Annotated in this window: 18 protein-coding genes; 10 read left to right on the top strand and 8 right to left on the bottom strand. The window is 55.2% G+C overall.

The genetic code is table 11. The features are described 5' to 3' along the window. Positions 1–42 precede the first annotated feature (42 nt). The 4 genes from tyrS to anmK form a co-directional block, all read right to left on the bottom strand. Entirely contained in the window at positions 43–1317 is a 1275-nt protein-coding gene (gene tyrS / locus AC3WOK_RS03115; protein WP_492353911.1) for a tyrosine--tRNA ligase, read from the bottom strand. A gap of 125 nt (positions 1318–1442) precedes the next feature. Continuing rightward, complete coding sequence (pdxH, locus tag AC3WOK_RS03110) at positions 1443–2099, bottom strand: pyridoxamine 5'-phosphate oxidase (RefSeq protein ID WP_024909355.1); 657 nt, start codon at positions 2097–2099, stop codon at positions 1443–1445. A gap of 57 nt (positions 2100–2156) precedes the next feature. Continuing rightward, positions 2157–2480, bottom strand: a complete 324-nt coding sequence (mliC, locus tag AC3WOK_RS03105; RefSeq protein WP_047348787.1) for a C-type lysozyme inhibitor — start codon at positions 2478–2480, stop codon at positions 2157–2159. A gap of 93 nt (positions 2481–2573) precedes the next feature. Then, a complete protein-coding gene (anmK, locus tag AC3WOK_RS03100; RefSeq protein ID WP_447855480.1) occupies positions 2574–3698 on the bottom strand; it encodes an anhydro-N-acetylmuramic acid kinase in 1125 nt (374 codons plus the stop codon). 255 nt (positions 3699–3953) lie between these two features. Here anmK and slyB point away from each other — a divergent pair, with 255 nt between their 5' ends. Together slyB and AC3WOK_RS03090 are read left to right on the top strand one after the other, a co-directional pair. After that, positions 3954–4421, top strand: coding sequence for an outer membrane lipoprotein SlyB (slyB, locus tag AC3WOK_RS03095; protein WP_008500578.1), 468 nt, complete (start codon positions 3954–3956; stop codon positions 4419–4421). 199 nt (positions 4422–4620) lie between these two features. Next, entirely contained in the window at positions 4621–5982 is a 1362-nt protein-coding gene (locus tag AC3WOK_RS03090) for an MASE4 domain-containing protein (RefSeq protein ID WP_492353910.1), read from the top strand. Positions 5983–6018: 36 nt separating this feature from the next. Here AC3WOK_RS03090 and slyA read toward each other — a convergent pair whose 3' ends face one another. Continuing rightward, entirely contained in the window at positions 6019–6459 is a 441-nt protein-coding gene (gene slyA, locus AC3WOK_RS03085) for a transcriptional regulator SlyA (RefSeq protein WP_024909359.1), read from the bottom strand. Positions 6460–6645: 186 nt separating this feature from the next. On the opposite strand from slyA, the gene AC3WOK_RS03080 reads away from it, so the two are divergent. From AC3WOK_RS03080 to AC3WOK_RS03070, 3 genes are read left to right on the top strand one after another with little or no spacing between them, the layout of a single operon-like run. After that, complete coding sequence (locus AC3WOK_RS03080; protein ID WP_059312575.1) at positions 6646–6882, top strand: DUF1656 domain-containing protein; 237 nt, start codon at positions 6646–6648, stop codon at positions 6880–6882. A gap of 2 nt (positions 6883–6884) precedes the next feature. Further along, positions 6885–7748, top strand: a complete 864-nt coding sequence (locus tag AC3WOK_RS03075; protein WP_492353909.1) for an efflux RND transporter periplasmic adaptor subunit — start codon at positions 6885–6887, stop codon at positions 7746–7748. After that, a complete protein-coding gene (locus AC3WOK_RS03070) occupies positions 7745–9778 on the top strand; it encodes an FUSC family protein (RefSeq protein WP_492353908.1) in 2034 nt (677 codons plus the stop codon). The genes AC3WOK_RS03075 and AC3WOK_RS03070 overlap by 4 nt, the downstream gene beginning before the upstream one ends. Here AC3WOK_RS03070 and sodC read toward each other — a convergent pair. The 3 genes from sodC to AC3WOK_RS03055 form a co-directional block, all read right to left on the bottom strand. Next, positions 9757–10275 (bottom strand): superoxide dismutase [Cu-Zn] SodC, encoded by a 519-nt coding sequence (gene sodC, locus AC3WOK_RS03065; RefSeq protein ID WP_063956043.1) that lies wholly within the window; start codon positions 10273–10275, stop codon positions 9757–9759. The genes AC3WOK_RS03070 and sodC overlap by 22 nt on opposite strands. A gap of 80 nt (positions 10276–10355) precedes the next feature. Next, on the bottom strand, positions 10356–11252 hold the full coding sequence (locus AC3WOK_RS03060; protein WP_059312579.1) for an aldo/keto reductase: 897 nt from the start codon (positions 11250–11252) through the stop codon (positions 10356–10358). 48 nt (positions 11253–11300) lie between these two features. Then, positions 11301–11540, bottom strand: coding sequence for a DUF1289 domain-containing protein (locus AC3WOK_RS03055; RefSeq protein ID WP_008500587.1), 240 nt, complete (start codon positions 11538–11540; stop codon positions 11301–11303). A 149-nt stretch (positions 11541–11689) separates the two neighbouring features. Here AC3WOK_RS03055 and eptA point away from each other — a divergent pair, with 149 nt between their 5' ends. The 5 genes from eptA to rnt all read left to right on the top strand — a co-directional run bounded on the left by eptA (position 11690) and on the right by rnt (position 16380). Beyond that, on the top strand, positions 11690–13315 hold the full coding sequence (gene eptA, locus AC3WOK_RS03050; protein ID WP_492353907.1) for a phosphoethanolamine transferase EptA: 1626 nt from the start codon (positions 11690–11692) through the stop codon (positions 13313–13315). 41 nt (positions 13316–13356) lie between these two features. Beyond that, on the top strand, positions 13357–13956 hold the full coding sequence (locus AC3WOK_RS03045) for a TetR/AcrR family transcriptional regulator (RefSeq protein WP_047348797.1): 600 nt from the start codon (positions 13357–13359) through the stop codon (positions 13954–13956). A gap of 52 nt (positions 13957–14008) precedes the next feature. Next, positions 14009–15106, top strand: coding sequence for an alkene reductase (locus tag AC3WOK_RS03040; RefSeq protein ID WP_492353906.1), 1098 nt, complete (start codon positions 14009–14011; stop codon positions 15104–15106). A 101-nt stretch (positions 15107–15207) separates the two neighbouring features. Continuing rightward, positions 15208–15615: a lactoylglutathione lyase gene (gene gloA / locus AC3WOK_RS03035; RefSeq protein WP_013096923.1), complete on the top strand. Its 408-nt coding sequence runs from the start codon at positions 15208–15210 to the stop codon at positions 15613–15615. Between the two features lie 96 nt (positions 15616–15711). Beyond that, positions 15712–16380 carry a ribonuclease T gene (gene rnt, locus AC3WOK_RS03030; RefSeq protein WP_059312582.1) on the top strand — a complete coding sequence of 223 codons (669 nt, stop codon included), beginning with the start codon at positions 15712–15714 and terminating at the stop codon, positions 16378–16380. The last annotated feature ends 61 nt before the right edge of the window (positions 16381–16441 follow it).

Raw genomic sequence — 16441 nt, 5'->3', positions numbered from 1 at the left:
ACAAAAAGGGGCGTGGTTTCCCACGCCCCTCGAGACTGTTAATTATTTCCAGCAGACAAGGCAGTAATTTTTCTTACCGCGACGCAGCAGAGTGTAGCGGCCATACAGACGGTCGCCGTCAACGAAGGTGTATTCCGGGTCAGCCTGTTTTTCACCGTTGATGGTGATCGCGTTAGAGGCGATGGTTTTACGCGCCTGACCGCGGGAAGGCTGCAGCTCAGAGTCAACCAGCGCCTGCATCAGGTCCGCCCCTTTTTCCATCTCAACCATTGGCACGCCGTCCTGCGCCAGCTGTTCGAAGTCCGCTTCGCTCAGATCGCTCAGGGTACCGTTGAACAGGCTTGCCGTAATGCGTTTTGCCGCGGCCAGACCGTCTTCACCGTGGACCAGTTTGGTCACTTCATCCGCCAGCACGTACTGAGCACGTGGGGCTTTACCGCTGTTCTTGTCTTCTTCTTCCAGCGCATTGATTTCTTCAATGTCCATAAAGGTGAAGAACTTCAGGAAGCGGTAAACATCGGCGTCCGCCGTGTTGATCCAGAACTGGTAGAATTTGTACGGGCTGGTTTTCTTCGGATCGAGCCATACCGCGCCGCCTTCAGTTTTACCGAATTTGGTGCCGTCTGCTTTGGTGATCAGCGGAACGGTCAGACCAAAGACCTGGTTCTGATGCAGGCGACGAGTCAGATCGATACCGGAGGTAATGTTACCCCATTGGTCAGAACCGCCAATCTGCAGGGAAACACCGTGCAGTTTGTTCAGGCAGGCAAAGTCATACCCCTGCAGCAGGTTGTAAGAGAACTCGGTGAAGGAGATACCCTGGTCGTCACGGTTCAAACGCTGCTTCACGGCTTCTTTGTTAATCATCTGGTTAACAGAGAAGTGCTTGCCGATGTCACGCAGGAAGGTCAGCACGTTCATGCTGCCAAACCAGTCGTAGTTGTTTGCGGCAATCGCGGCGTTATCACCACAGTCGAAGTCGAGGAACGGTGCAACCTGTTTGCGGATCTTATCCACCCACTCCTGCACGGTATCTTCGGTATTCAGCTTACGCTCGGCGGCTTTAAAGCTTGGGTCGCCAATCAGACCGGTCGCGCCGCCCACCAGGGCAACAGGCTTATGGCCTGCCATCTGGAAGCGTTTCAGGCATAACAATGGAACAAGATGCCCCAAATGCAAGCTGTCAGCGGTGGGATCGAAGCCGCAATAGAGCGCGATCGGGCCTTGCGCCAGTCGCTCTGCTAACGCATCCTCGTCCGTCACCTGGGCCACGAGGCCCCGCTCTTGCAATTGTTTAATCAAGTTACTGCTTGCCATCAAATTCTCCATGTATAAACGACTGCACCTTTGCCGGTACACGACTTTTCGCCTGATGCGAAAGGACCATAGAATAAAGCGCAAGCGCGGTGTGCGCTAGCGCTTAAATCAACAAATTTCGGGGATTACGGTGCCAGTCTGTCGATTTTCCAGCCGCCATTCTCACGCTGGTATAAAAAGCGGTCGTGCAGGCGATGTTCGCCGCCCTGCCAGAACTCCATCTGCTCAATCGGGATACGGAAACCGCCCCAGAAACTCGGCAGAGGAATTTCACCCTGCTGGAACTTCTGCTTTAGCTCGAGGAATTTACTTTCCAGCACGCCGCGGGCAGAAATGCGGCTGGACTGTTTTGATACCCAGGCGCCAATCTGGCTGTCACGCGGACGGCTGTGGAAATATTTCACCACTTCCAGCGTCGAGAGACGTTCCGCTTTGCCTGTCACCATCACCTGACGTTCCAGCATGTGCCAGGGGAACAGAAGACTGATACGCGGATTGTTTTCTAAATGATGCGCTTTACGGCTGCCCAGGTTGGTATAGAACACCAGTCCTTTCTCGTCATAATGCTTGAGCAATACGATGCGCTGATACGGTTGGCCGTTTTCATCTACCGTCGCAACAACCATCGCCGTTGGGTCGGCAAGTTTCGCTTCGCAGGCCTGCTTCAGCCAGCGTTCAAAAAGCACGAGGGGTTCAGCGGGAAGGTCCTGACGGCGCAAGCCGCCTTTGGTGTATTCACGGCGCAGATGCGCAATTTGCTGCAGTTCGTCGTTATCTGACATGGCGTTAGCTGACATTGAGATTGGGTGGCGCTATTGTGCGCCGCCCCTGTGAAAATCTCAACGCTTCGGGTTTTCGAGCTGGCAATTATTCAGCACAATGCGGTCGCGTTTGTAGACCGTGGCGCTGTCGCCTTTTGACCAGAACACATAGATACCGTCGGTATAGCGCGCGCCGGAGGCCGACATCCCCTGCTTCAGCGTCAACAGCTTATTGTCGTAAACAAAGCTGGCTTCCTGGCGCGGATTATTCAGCTTCACGGTCAGCGGTTTTTCGTCGCAGCGATACTCCAGCGTATCGGTCTGCATGCGCTCAACGAGTTGGTTATAGACGCTGCATCCTGACAGCAATAAAGGGGCGGCAATAAGAAGAAGTTTTTTCATGGGCGTATTCCGAAGACTTTCCTGGTCCTGGAGGGCATGCCTGCCCTCCTGTTTCATTCCATTCTAACGACGACGCGCCGCGCTGAATTTCAGTTAACTCTGATTATGACGCGGATTGGCCGGGAAGATCGCCCCGAGAACGCTCGCCTCGTGCGCGCCGGTTACCGAGGGCAAGTTGCCCGGCAGTCCGGCAATGGTGCGCCAGGCAAGCCAGGCGAAGGCCAGCGCTTCCATGTCATCCCCACTGATGCCGGCTTCATCGGTCGTCGATACTTCGGTACCCGGCAGTAGCCCTGCCAGACGCGCCATCACCAGCGGGTTGCGGCTTCCGCCACCGCACACCAGCAGGCGTTCACATCCGCCGCTGAGAAGCACCTGTTCGGAGATCGACACGGCCGTGAGCTCAGCAAGCGTCGCCTGAACATCCTGCGGCGCGAGTGCCGGGAATGGCGCCAGCTGGCGCTCAAGCCAGCTTAAATTGAAGTATTCACGTCCCGTGCTTTTCGGCGCCGGTAAGGCAAAATAAGGATCGCTCAGCATGGACTGCAACAGCGGGATAATCACTTTCCCCTCGCTCGCCCACTCCGCGTTTTTATCATACGGCTGGCCGCACTGACGCCAGATCCAGGCATCCATCAGCATATTGCCGGGGCCGGTATCGTACCCGCGGACCGGCTGCCCCGGGATAAGCATCGACAGATTAGCAATCCCGCCAATGTTGAGCACCATCCGCCGCTCTGTTGGGTGTGCCAGCAACGCCTGATGGAACGCCGGGACCAGCGGCGCCCCCTGACCGCCAAGCGCAATGTCGCGACGGCGAAAATCGCCGACCACCGTGACGCCCGTTTTCGCCACAATCTGGTTGTTATCGCCGATTTGCAGCGTATGCGGGGCATCGCCGACGGGCTCATGCCAGACCGTTTGTCCGTGACATCCAATGGCCACTACATCCTGCGGACGAAGATGTTCTTTTTGCATCAAAGCCTGCACCGCATCCGCAAACAGCGCCCCCAGGCGAACATCGAGTTGCCCAAGCTGGGAGAGGGTCAGCTGCTGCCCCTGACAGATACTCAGAATATCCTCTTTCAGTGAAATGGGGATTGGCCAGGTCAGGCTCGCCTGCTGCGCCACCATGTTTTCGTCAATGGCGGCCAGAACGACATCTACTCCATCCAGACTGGTGCCTGACATCACCCCAATGTAGCGACCCGATTTCATGCGCTTTCCTTACGTTGCGTGGGCTAAGGATATCCACTCAACCATAAACGGCGCCGCTTTGCCATCCGGCGATAATATTTTTTAACAATGTCAGACGGGTAGCACGGGCGGATCCTGTTTATGTCTCGTTAAGTCAAATTCAAGTACAATTTTCCTATTGTTAGTGCAAAGATATGAACTATGGCCCCTTATGCCATATAATTTAGCCATTACGGATGCCCCCGATGGGGCGTTTTTGGTGAACAGGAGATTCAAATGATTTTACGTGTACTGGGCGTTTCGCTGATTGGTTTAACTCTGGCTGGCTGTGTGAACGACAGTTCACTCTCTGGCGACGTTTACAGCGCTTCTGAAGCGAAACAGGTTCAGAACGTGACTTACGGTACCGTTGTTAACGCACGCCCTGTACAGATTCAGGGTGGCGATGAAAACAACGTGATGGGCGCCATCGGCGGCGCCGTTCTGGGTGGTTTCCTGGGTAACACCGTTGGCGGCGGTACTGGCCGCTCTCTGGCGACGGCCGCAGGCGCCGTTGCAGGTGGTGTAGCGGGCCAGGGCGTTCAGGGTGCGATGAACAAAACTCAGGGCGTAGAGCTGGAAATTCGTAAAGACGACGGCAGCACTATCATGGTTGTACAGAAACAAGGCAGCACCCGCTTCTCTGCAGGCCAGCGTGTTGTTCTGGCAAGCAACGGTAGCCAGGTTACCGTTTCCCCACGTTAATAAAAAGTGGATGTGGTCATTCGACCACATCCATTTACAATATATATCACTCTCACAAATATATTTACAAAATACATTCACCCCATCAATTATTAATCACACCGTATATTGTTTCTGCGCAAAGTATTTATTGCACTAATTGTTTAGACTGTTCGCAATTACCTTTTCTTCATTGATCATAATTTTGTCAGAAACCAATATGCTTGCGAACCGTCGTTCTCAAAAGAGTCGTTATATCGCGTTCTGCCTCGGCTGCATTGTTGTCATCGGGATATTACAAACTCTATTTTTAAAACTCGTTGAATGGGTTCCTTCCTTTTCACCGCTTTTATTCCCTACGCTCACCATTTTCTTGCTGGTGTTTCACCTGTTTATTGCCTGTTTTATGGCGATGAAATACTGGTGTGACAGAAGACGCATATATCTGATAGCGATCGCTTTCGCCTTTGCCGGTTCGGCATTGCTGATGGTTGGAACGCTGTCCAGCTTCCCGGCCTGGCTCGACCTCTATCAGTTCAACGTCGTGAACTACAACGATGCGATGATTTACTATATGTTCCGCCATCTTTTAATGGCGGTGCTGATAATCATTGCAGCAATACTCTATACCACGCGCGATTATCCCGTTTCCCGGCTGGCGCATATCTCCATTGTGAGCGGCGCGTTTCTCTTTACCGCCTGCACAGTGGGCCTGGCCTGGATCTATTCCAGCCATTCACCACTGTTATCCATTGACCTGGTTGATAACGAAACCCGTCAGTTTATGGTTCTCTGGAGCCAGTTCATTAATATTTCTTTAATTGTCCTGTGGGTGGTGACATTAGCAACGCTGATGTTTGTCACGCGCGTGCGCAATTTATTCTGGGTGGGCGGTAATTTTCTTTGCGTCTGCTATATCGTCACGCTATCAATGCTGCTCGCGGGCGGACATGCCGAAGATATATCCTGGTATCGCGCCCGGTTATTTGAAACGGTCGCCACGCTGCTGATTATTTTTGTGCTGCTCTACGATGTCTTCAGGCTGTATCGCGATTCGCACGTAAAGTATCAGCAGTCCTATCAGAACTCGATCCGCGACCCGCTTACGCGCCTTTATAACCGCAGTTATTTCTATGAATCGTTAAACCAGGCGCTGGATATCGCCAAAGCCAACCGCCCTGTCTCCGTCATCGTCAGCGATCTCGATCGCTTCAAGCGTATCAATGACACCTACGGGCATCTCCAGGGCGACAAAGTCCTGCAGTTTGTCGCCAACCTGCTGATGGATTCCGTGCGCCCGCAGGACATCGCAGCGCGCATAGGGGGGGAAGAGTTTGTTCTGATGCTGGCTAACACCTCACCAGAGGCGGCATTCCAGGTGGCGGAACGCATACGGTTAAATCTGAGCAGCTTCGATAGCGCCAGCAGCGGGGGGCAGTTACCGGAGCCGATCACCATCAGCATGGGAGTGTTTACGGCAACGTCATCGGCGATAACCGCGGAAACGTGCGTGGAGAATGCCGACAAAGCGATGTATGAAGCGAAAGAGACAGGTCGAAATCGTGTGGTCGTCTTTAAGTAAAAAAAAGGCCTTGCTGCTGCAAGGCCTTGTTGTTCGTCAGTCGCGCGACTGCAGCTCATGGATGTTTTGCTCAAGGCGTCCAATGAGGCTGATGAGCATCTCCAGCTCAGCCGGTGAAACGCCTGACAGGATTTCACCGCGCGTTTTGGTGATCACGGCTTCCATTTCAGTGATGATAGGCGCCGCTTTCTCGGTAAGCTTAATCCGCTTAGCGCGACGATCGCTGGCGCAGGTTTGCCGGGAGATCAACCCCTTCTCTTCCAGCTGGTCAAGCGTGCGCACCAGCGACGGTTGCTCAATCCCTATCGCTTTTGCCAGCTGAATTTGCGACTGATCGGGCGGCAGCTGATGAATGTTATGCAGCGTGACCCAATGCGTCTGTGTTAATTCCAGAGGTTTCAGGCGATGGTCAATCAGAGCACGCCAGACGCGTACCAACCTTGCCAGATCAGAACCTAATGGCGATTCCAATTTCATCTCCTTATAATTAGCTTGCTAAGTTATTATACTGATTTTAGAATAGTGTGCAGCATTTGTATTGCCAAAACAAATGCAATACTGCATTCATCGAACTTAAAAGTATGACTTACACTGAATTGTGATGCTTCATCATACTAAGACAAGCCAACGCGGCATTCTGTTCACTGCAAAGGATTTCTGCCCGTGACGTTTTTTCATCGCTCAGAGGGTTTACCCCTTCAGGACCTGATCTTCGGTGCGTCAGTTTACTTTCCTCCCCTGTTTAAAGCCGTTCTGGTGGGCTTTATTCTCTGGCTCATCGCACATCGTCTGCTTCGCGACTGGATGTACTCCGGCGAAATCTGGCATCCCATGTTGATGGATCTTTCCCTGTTTGCCCTCGCCGTATGCGCGGGCCTTGCTGTCTTGACGGTGTGGTGACTATGCCCCTGAAAACGCTGAAGTACTTTTCCACCCTGTTTGTTCTTGCCCTCGCGCTGGTTGCGGGCTGGTGGATGTGGAATTTTTATATGCAGTCGCCCTGGACACGCGACGGCAAAATTCGCGCTGAACAGGTCAGCATCACCCCTCAGGTATCGGGAAGTATCACGACGCTGCTCGTTAAGGATAACCAGTACGTTAAAAAGGGTGATGTTTTATTCCGTATCGACGATACCCCGTACCACATCGCGATTCTGAATGCCGAGGCGCAGCTGGCGAAAGCACAGTCTGACCTGGCGAAAGCCAACAACGAGGCCAACCGCCGCCGGCATTTATCGCAAAATTACATTTCTGCGGAAGATTTAGACACTGCTAATATCAACGTGAAGGCTATGCAGGCGAGCGTCAACGTCGCCGAAGCCACGCTAAAACAGGCTCAGTGGGAGCTGACGCAAACTGTTATCACCGCACCAGTTGATGGCTGGGTGACCAACCTTTCCGCCCGCGTCGGGAACTATGCCACCACAGGACAACCCGTGTTTGCCCTCGTCGACAGCCACTCCTTCTACGTCGTGGGCTATTTTGAAGAGACCAAGCTCCGTCATATCCGCGAGGGGTCGCCTGCCGCGATAACGCTTTACAGCGGCTCGAAAAAGTTACAGGGTCACGTATCCAGCATTGGTCGGGCCATTTACGACCAAAGCGTTGAAACGGATTCAGGGCTGGTGCCGGACATTAAGCCGAACGTCCCCTGGGTGCGCCTGGCTCAGCGCGTTCCGGTTCGCGTGGAGTTTGATCGTTTACCGCAGGACATCACTCTGGTATCCGGTACCACCTGCACCGTTTCCATTGGAACCGGCAAGTGAAGCTGCCGGTTTTCTCCTGGCAAAACACGCCGTGGCTGAAAGCGACGCGCCCCCAGTGGCGCTATGCGCTGCGAAATGGCATCGCCATGTGCCTTGCGCTGACCGTCGCCTATTATCTGAACCTGGATGAACCCTACTGGGCGATGACGTCTGCCGCGGTGGTGAGTTTTCCCACGGTCGGCGGCGTGATCAGTAAAAGCCTTGGCCGTATCGCAGGCAGCCTGCTGGGCGCCACCGCGGCGTTGATTATCGCCGGCCATACGCTGAACGACCCGTGGCTATTCCTGCTGAGCATGGCGGCATGGCTGGGATGCTGTACCTGGGCCTGCGCCCATTTTACCAATAACGTCGCCTACGCCTTCCAGCTGGCGGGCTATACCGCCGCCATTATTGCCTTTCCGGTGGTTAACGTGCTCGACACCACCGAGCTGTGGGATATCGCTCAGGCGCGCGTCTGTGAAGTCATTGTCGGGATCCTCAGCGGCGGCTTCATGATGATGATCCTGCCCAGCACCTCCGACGGCACTGCGCTCATCACCGCGCTGAAAACGATGCATGCCCGCTTGCTGGAGCATGCGAGCCTGCTGTGGCAACCCGTTACCAGCGATGACATCCGCCTCGCGCATGAAAAGGTTATCGGGCAGATCCTGACGATGAATCTGCTGCGTATTCAGGCCTTCTGGAGCCACTACCGATTTCGCCGCCAGAACACCCTGCTTAATTATTTACTGCACCAGCAGCTGCGCATGACCAGCGCAATCTCCAGCCTGCGCCGGATGCTGCTCAACTGGCCAACGCCCCCTGAAAACACCCGGGCCGTGATTGAAACGCTACTCGCGGCCCTTGCGCGCCCGGATGCAGACACCTACACGATCGCGCGGATTATCGCCCCGCTCGCCCCGGTTGATGAGTACGACTACCGCCATCGCGCCTTCTGGCAGCGTCTGAACTACTTTTGCCGGCTCTACCTGCGCAGCAGTCGCTGGATTAATGCGGTCGAGAATGCGACCCCGTTGACAGAATTTAACGTTCCAGGCAGCCCGGCGCTTGCACGGCATACCGACTATATGGAAGCGCTGTGGAGCGGTTTTCGCACCTTCTGCGCGCTGATGCTGGTGGGTGCGTGGAGCATCACCACGCAGTGGGAATCCGGTACGGCGGCCCTGACGCTTGCCGCCATCAGCTGCGTGCTTTACTCCGTCGCGGCCTCGCCGTTTAACTCCCTGACGCTCCTGCTGCGCACGCTGGTGCTGCTGTCGCTGTTCAGCTTCGTGGTGAAGTTTGGCCTGATGGTGCAGATAAGCGATCTGTGGCAGTTCCTGCTGTTCCTGTTCCCCCTGCTAACCACTATGCAGCTTCTGAAGCTGCAAATGCCTAAACTGGCCGGTCTCTGGGGACAGCTGATTGTCTTTATGGGCTCGTTTATCTCCGTGACGAATCCGCCGGTTTACGATTACGCCGATTTTCTCAATGACAACCTGGCAAAGATCCTGGGCGTAGGGCTGGCGTGGCTCGCTTTCGCGGTGCTGCGTCCCGGCTCCGATGCGCGCAAGAGCCGCAGGCATATCCGGGAGTTACGGCGGGGATTTGTCGACCAGCTCAGCCGTAAACCGCATCTGCGTGAAAGCGAATATGAATCGCTGGTTTATCACCACGTCAGCCAGCTGAATAACAGCCAGGACGCGCTTTCACGGCGCTGGCTGTTGCGCTGGGGCGTCGTGCTGTTGAACTGTTCGCACGTGGTCTGGCAGCTTCGCGCATGGGAAACGCGTTCCGACCCGCTGTCGCAAGTGCGTGATGTGTGTATCTCCCTGCTGCGCGATGTGATGAGCGAACGCGGCGTCCAGCAGCGACCGCTGGAAACCACGCTGAATGAACTGCAGCGGATCTGCGATACCCTGGCACGACATCATCTGCCCGCAGCCCGCGATTTGGCGTCGATAATCTGGCGCCTGCACTGCTCGCTGTCGCAGCTGGAACAGGCGCCACCGCCCGGAACGATTGGGGATCAGATCACGCCGCAGGCATAACGTGCCCCGCCGCCGCCAAGCGGTTTAGGGCTATCGGACATATTGTCGCCGCCGACGTGAATCATCAACGCTTTTCCTTTTACCTCATCCAGCTTTTTCAGACGCGGCGCAACAACGGGCTCTGTGGCTTTACCGTCGTTATTCACCACCAGCACGGGCAAATCGCCCAGATGCCCCATGCCTTCCGGGCCCTCATGTTTGCCGGAGTGCTGTGGATCAAGGTGACCTCCTGCCGCTTCCGCCGCAGACGGTTTGCCCTCTTTTAATGCGGGCTGACAGCTGCCTTTAGCATGAACGTGGAAACCATGTTCGCCGGGAGGGAGTGCTTTGAGGTTGGGGGCGAACTCCAGCCCTTTATCGGTTTCAGTGATTTTCACCGTTCCGATGGACTGGCCTACACCCTGAGAGGTGACGAGATTCATTTCCACTTCGTCGCTGGCTGCCTGCGCCCCTGCGCAAACAACCAGCGTGACCAGTGCCAGAGCAAAACGCTTCATATGACCTCCGCTGGTTATTTTTTGCCCCTTAAGTGTATACCAGGAGCAAAGATTTCACCGGAAAGTCACCGTCTGGCGGTTTATGGCACGTCGTAACCCAGCGCGGCCTTGCGGATGCGGAACCACTGCTGGCGGGTCATCTGCAGCTCTTCTGCGGCCAGCGCAGAACGCACGCGTTCGATTTTGCCGGAACCGATAATGGGCAGCGGTTTTGACGGCAGGCGCAGGATCCACGCGTAAACCACCTGTTCGATGCTCTCAGCGTTCAGTTCGCGGGCGATGGTTTCAAGCTCGTTGCGCAGCGGCTGGAATTCATCATCATTAAACAGGCGCCCGCCCCCCAGACACGACCAGGCCATCGGGCGAATGCGCAGCTGCTGCAGCTGATCGAGGGTACCATCCAGCAGCAGCGGCTGGTGTACCGGGGAGATCTCAACCTGATTCGTGGCCAGGGTAAACGGCAGACGTGACTGAAGCAGCGCAAACTGCGCCGGGGTAAAGTTTGAAACGCCGAAGTGACGCACTTTTCCACTCTGATGCAGATTCAGGAAGGCTTCCGCCACCTCATCAGCATCCATAAGCGGGTCCGGACGGTGAATTAACAGCAGGTCGATACGGTCGGTCGCCAGATTGACCAACGACTGCTCGGCGCTCTTGATGATATGCGCGCTGTCGGTGATGTAATGACCGAGGGCATGTTCAGGTTTAGCCGTGGTGGCAATCCCGCACTTCGTGACGATCTCCATGCGGTCGCGGAGAGCCGGAACCAGCTTGAGCGCCTCGCCAAAGGCGGCTTCACACAGGTAGCCACCGTAAATATCCGCATGATCGACGGTGGTGACGCCTAAATCGATATGCTCTTCAATAAAGCTCGCCAGCTGGAGGGGGGACATATTCCAGTCCATCAGGCGCCAGTAGCCCATCACAAAACGGGAGAATTCTGGCCCCTGGGGGGCAAGGGTAATTCGCTGAACCATAACATTTTCCTCAAGGACGTAATGTCATGAGTATACGCAATTACCGTGTTAAAAAAGTGAAGGCTGCTGCGGTTCTTCGGTCTCACCGGCTTTGTTTGCGCGTATTTTGCGCAGAAGTCGCTGTCGGCAAAGGCGAAGCACCTCTTGTTTTTGCGTGTCGCTAAAGTTTTGCCAGTTAAAACGCTCATCACGGGTACGCATGCACCCGCGGCAATACCCGCGTTCATCTACCTGACAAATACCCCGGCACGGGCTCTGGATGGGGAAAAACTCCAGCTGCTCTGCCACACTCACCTCCAGATAACCACTCTCACCTACAGTGAAGACGTTAAACGCGCCACGTGCAAGGGCTTTACCACAGATTTGTGGCATTAAGGTTTCACTAATCTTCCCTCCCTATACTCGGCCCATCAATACAATGACAGGTTTCCCGTTCGATGTGGTTAATCAAAAAGTTACAATGTAACGACATTAAATTTACTCTGGGCTGTGCACTCTTTTTTACGTTGATTAATGGGCTGTTTATCCAGCGCAGCTGGGCGATTATCGCCCCTGCGCATCTGCACGATATCCTCTTTGCCGCGTCCGTACCGCTGGTGCTTTTTTGCGGCTGGGTGATTGTCTTTAGCCTGCTAAACATCCCGTATATCCGCAAGCCGCTGCTGATTGTCTTAACCATCGGTTGCGCCGCAGCGACCTATTTTATGTACACCTACGGCGCGGTGATCGATCAGAACATGATTGTGAACGTGTTCGAAACCAACTCACAGGAAGCCACCGCCCTGGTCACCCCGCAGATGATTCTGTGGATTGCCCTTGCCGGCCTCGTTCCCTCGGTTGTGCTGGCGTTGACCCGCATCCGTACCGGAAAATGGTGGTATGCCCTGCTGACGCGCGTTGCCGCGATGCTCGGTGCCCTGCTGGTGATTTTCCTTATTGCAGCGCTGTTTTATAAAGATTACGCGTCGCTGTTTCGCAACAACAAAAGCATCGTCAAAATGGTGACCCCGGCGAACTATGTCAGCGCCGTGGTGAAGTACAGCAAAATGCGCTGGTTTGCAGGCGATCAAACGCTGGTGCGGATTGGCGAAGATGCCCATAAAGGGCCATTGATTTCCGGTCAGCAAAAGAAAACCGTTCTGGTGCTTGTCGTCGGCGAAGCGTCTCGCGCGGCAAACTACTCCCTGAACGGTTACGGGCGTGAAACCAACCCGGAGCTGAAAAAGCAGGATGTGATTAACTTCCCGCAGGCCTCCTCGTGCGGGACTGAAACCGCCGTTTCCGTTCCCTGCATGTTCTCCGGCATGACGCGCAGCAAATACGATGCCGACCTGGCTCATCATCAGGAAGGGCTGCTCGACGTGCTCAACCATGCGGGCGTCAACCTGCTGTGGCGCGACAACGACGGCGGCTGCAAAGGTGCCTGCGATCGCATACCCCATACCGACATGACGCAGTGGAAACTGGACCAGTTCTGCAAAGACAAATCCTGTATCGACGATGTCAATTTCTACCGTCTGGACAACGTGCTGGATGGCCTGAAGCAGGACACGGTGCTGGTTATCCACCTGATGGGCAGCCACGGTCCGGCGTACTATCGCCGTTATCCGGATAATTTCCGTAAGTTCACCCCAACCTGCGATACCAACGAAATTCAGGATTGCGATCATCAGGCGCTGATTAACACCTATGACAACACCATCCTGTATACCGACAGCATGGTCAGTAAAACCATCGATACGCTGAAAGCACGCCAGGCGAGCATGAACACCGCCCTGATTTACCTCTCGGATCATGGGGAATCACTGGGTGAAAGCGGTATCTATCTGCACGGTACGCCGTACATGCTGGCACCGGAGCAGCAAACGCACATTCCGTTTATGTTCTGGCTGTCCCCGGACTATGCGAAAAACTTTGGCATTAACGAACAGTGCTTACGTGAGCACGCTGCAAAAAATGCGGTTTCCCAGGACAATTTGTTCTCGACCGTGCTGGGCATGATGGACGTGAAATCAAAGGTTTACCAACAGCAGCTGGATATTCTGAGCGCATGTCGTCAGTAAACTCGCTTGCATTAGACCGAACGGTCTATTAGAGTGCGGCCATGAGCAGAAATACTGAACACGATACCCGCGAACATTTACTGGCTACCGGCGAGCGGCTTTGCATGCATCGCGGGTTTACCGGTATGGGGTTGAGCGAACTGTTAAAAACCGCCGAAGTACCGAAGGGGTCGTTTTATCACTACTTCCGGTCCAAGGAGGCCTTTGGCGTGGCGATGCTGGAGCGTCATTATGCTGGCTACCACCAGCGTCTGGCGACCCACTTTGCCTCGGGTGAAGGTAACTATCGCGATCGTGTTCTGAACTACTATCAGGAAACGCTGAACCAGTTCTGTCAGCAGGGCATTATCAGCGGATGCCTGACGGTCAAACTGTCTGCCGAAGTGTGCGATCTTTCTGAAGATATGCGCACGGCGATGGATAAAGGCGCCAGCGGCGTTATCGCCCTGCTGGCCCAGGCGCTGGAGAAAGGCCGCAATGAAAAAACACTGGCCTTTTCCGGCGAGCCGTTAACCCAGGCGCAGGTGTTATATGCGCTCTGGCTAGGTGCTAACCTGCAGGCAAAAATTTCGCGCAGCGCCGTGCCGCTGGAAAGCGCGCTGGCACATGTGAAAAACAGCATTACTGCGCCTGGCGTATAGCAGGCGTTTTTTTTAACTCATTACTAGTCGACTGGTCTACTCAGGAGTCTTTATGTCAGCTGAAAAACTCTTTACCCCCCTGAAAGTGGGTGCCGTCACGGCGCCAAACCGCGTGTTCATGGCTCCGCTTACCCGTCTGCGCAGCATTGAGCCGGGCGACATCCCAACCCCACTGATGGGTGAATACTACCGTCAGCGCGCCAGCTCTGGCCTGATCATCACCGAAGCCACGCAGATTTCTGCTCAGGCTAAGGGCTACGCGGGTGCACCGGGTCTTCACAGCCCGGAACAGATTGCCGCATGGCAGAAAATCACCGCGGGCGTTCACGCTGAAGAGGGTCGCATTGCGGTGCAACTGTGGCATACCGGTCGTATCTCTCACAGCAGCATTCAGCCCGGCGGCCAGGCTCCGGTCTCCGCTTCGGCCCTGAGCGCCAATACCCGTACTTCCCTGCGCGATGAAAACGGTAATGCGATCCGCGTAGATACCTCTATGCCACGCGCCCTTGAGCTGGACGAAATCCCGGGCATCGTTAACGACTTCCGCCAGGCCGTGGCCAACGCGCGCGAAGCCGGCTTTGACCTTGTTGAGCTGCACTCCGCGCATGGCTATCTGCTGCACCAGTTCCTTTCACCGTCCTCTAACCACCGCACCGACCAGTACGGCGGCAGCGTCGAAAACCGTGCCCGCCTGGTGCTGGAAGTGGTTGACGCCGTTTGCCAGGAGTGGAGCCCGGACCGTATCGGCATCCGCGTATCCCCAATCGGTTCTTTCCAGAACGTTGACAATGGCCCGAATGAAGAAGCCGACGCGCTCTATCTGATTGAAGAGCTGGCGAAACGCGGTATTTCGTATCTCCACATGTCCGAGCCGGACTGGGCCGGCGGTAAGCCTTACACTGAAGCGTTCCGTCAGAAAGTGCGCGAACGCTTCCACGGCGTGATCATCGGTGCGGGGGCCTATACCCCTGAGAAAGCCGAAGATCTGATTAATAAAGGGCTGATCGATGCCGTCGCGTTTGGCCGCGACTACATCGCCAACCCGGATCTGGTTGCCCGTCTGCAGCAAAAAGCGGCACTGAACCCGCAGCGTCCGGAAAGCTTCTACGGCGGCGGCGCGGAAGGCTACACCGACTACCCTTCTCTGTAATCTCGCCATTGTTCATTGATAGCGGCGACACTTCGCCGCTATACTAAAACATCGTTTCTGTTCAAAAAAAACAGTCTGTTCCACAGGTTAATGAGGAAATTATGCGCCTACTTCACACCATGCTGCGCGTTGGCGATCTGCAACGTTCGATTGATTTCTACACTAACGTACTGGGTATGAAACTGCTGCGCACCAGCGAAAACCCGGAATACAAATACTCGCTGGCGTTCGTGGGCTACGGCCCGGAAACGGATGAGGCGGTTATCGAGCTGACCTACAACTGGGGCGTAGACAGCTACGAGCTGGGCACGGCATACGGCCACATCGCGCTGGAAGTGGACAACGCGGCTGAAGCCTGTGAACGCATTCGCAGCAACGGCGGTAACGTTACGCGCGAAGCGGGTCCGGTAAAAGGTGGCACCACCGTGATTGCGTTCGTGGAAGACCCGGACGGTTATAAAATCGAGCTGATTGAAGCCAAAGACGCCGGTCGCGGTCTGGGCAACTGATCCCTCAGGGCGCAACGTGCGCCCGTAGTTTTACTGCATCACCCGCCAAAATTTGCCATAATGCGCTCTGCTTTTTCCCCCATGTAAGAGACCCTGATGTCCGATAACGCTCAATTTAGCGGTCTGTGCGACCGTTTTCGTGGTTTTTATCCCGTTGTCATTGATGTAGAAACAGCCGGATTTAACGCTAAAACCGATGCGCTGCTCGAAATTGCCGCCATCACGCTGAAGATGGATGAACAGGGCTGGCTTACACCGGACACCACGCTGCATTTCCACGTTGAACCTTTCGAAGGGGCAAACTTACAGCCGGAAGCACTGGCGTTTAACGGTATCGACCCGCACAATCCGCTGCGCGGTGCGGTCAGTGAATATGATGCGCTGCACGCCATTTTTAAAATGGTGCGTAAAGGCATGAAAGAGAGCAACTGCAGCCGCGCCATCATGGTGGCCCATAACGCCACCTTCGATCACAGCTTTACCATGGCCGCCGCGGAGCGCGCGTCGCTCAAGCGAAACCCCTTCCATCCTTTTGTGACCTTCGACACCGCCGCACTGAGCGGCCTGGCGCTGGGACAAACGGTGTTATCTAAAGCCTGCATCACGGCCGGGATTGAGTTTGACGGCACGCAGGCCCACTCCGCTCTGTATGACACGGAGCGCACAGCAGAGCTATTCTGTGAGATCGTCAACCGCTGGAAGCGCCTGGGCGGCTGGCCGCTACCGATGGGTGATGAGGCCGATCGCCAATCACAGGTCGGGTAAGCGCAGTGCCACCCGGCAAAAAAAAAGCGACCACATAGCGGGTCGCTTTTTTATTTCCGCA

Source organism: Enterobacter sp. FW301-JW81 (genome assembly GCF_058788735.1).
The sequence above is the reverse complement of the archived record's forward strand: the minus strand, read 5'-3'. Positions and strand labels throughout refer to the sequence as shown.

What these genes read in the sequence shown, in the direction of transcription:
- eptA (WP_492353907.1), top strand. Translation starts at nt 11,690, where the DNA reads ATGTGGTTAATCAAAAAGTTACAATGTAACGACATTAAATTTACTCTG.
- AC3WOK_RS03090 (WP_492353910.1), top strand. Translation starts at nt 4,621, where the DNA reads ATGCTTGCGAACCGTCGTTCTCAAAAGAGTCGTTATATCGCGTTCTGC.
- pdxH (WP_024909355.1), bottom strand. Translation starts at nt 2,099, where the DNA reads ATGTCAGATAACGACGAACTGCAGCAAATTGCGCATCTGCGCCGTGAA.
- gloA (WP_013096923.1), top strand. Translation starts at nt 15,208, where the DNA reads ATGCGCCTACTTCACACCATGCTGCGCGTTGGCGATCTGCAACGTTCG.
- mliC (WP_047348787.1), bottom strand. Translation starts at nt 2,480, where the DNA reads ATGAAAAAACTTCTTCTTATTGCCGCCCCTTTATTGCTGTCAGGATGC.
- sodC (WP_063956043.1), bottom strand. Translation starts at nt 10,275, where the DNA reads ATGAAGCGTTTTGCTCTGGCACTGGTCACGCTGGTTGTTTGCGCAGGG.
- AC3WOK_RS03045 (WP_047348797.1), top strand. Translation starts at nt 13,357, where the DNA reads ATGAGCAGAAATACTGAACACGATACCCGCGAACATTTACTGGCTACC.
- tyrS (WP_492353911.1), bottom strand. Translation starts at nt 1,317, where the DNA reads ATGGCAAGCAGTAACTTGATTAAACAATTGCAAGAGCGGGGCCTCGTG.
- rnt (WP_059312582.1), top strand. Translation starts at nt 15,712, where the DNA reads ATGTCCGATAACGCTCAATTTAGCGGTCTGTGCGACCGTTTTCGTGGT.
- AC3WOK_RS03040 (WP_492353906.1), top strand. Translation starts at nt 14,009, where the DNA reads ATGTCAGCTGAAAAACTCTTTACCCCCCTGAAAGTGGGTGCCGTCACG.
- slyA (WP_024909359.1), bottom strand. Translation starts at nt 6,459, where the DNA reads ATGAAATTGGAATCGCCATTAGGTTCTGATCTGGCAAGGTTGGTACGC.
- anmK (WP_447855480.1), bottom strand. Translation starts at nt 3,698, where the DNA reads ATGAAATCGGGTCGCTACATTGGGGTGATGTCAGGCACCAGTCTGGAT.
- slyB (WP_008500578.1), top strand. Translation starts at nt 3,954, where the DNA reads ATGATTTTACGTGTACTGGGCGTTTCGCTGATTGGTTTAACTCTGGCT.
- AC3WOK_RS03075 (WP_492353909.1), top strand. Translation starts at nt 6,885, where the DNA reads ATGCCCCTGAAAACGCTGAAGTACTTTTCCACCCTGTTTGTTCTTGCC.
- AC3WOK_RS03060 (WP_059312579.1), bottom strand. Translation starts at nt 11,252, where the DNA reads ATGGTTCAGCGAATTACCCTTGCCCCCCAGGGGCCAGAATTCTCCCGT.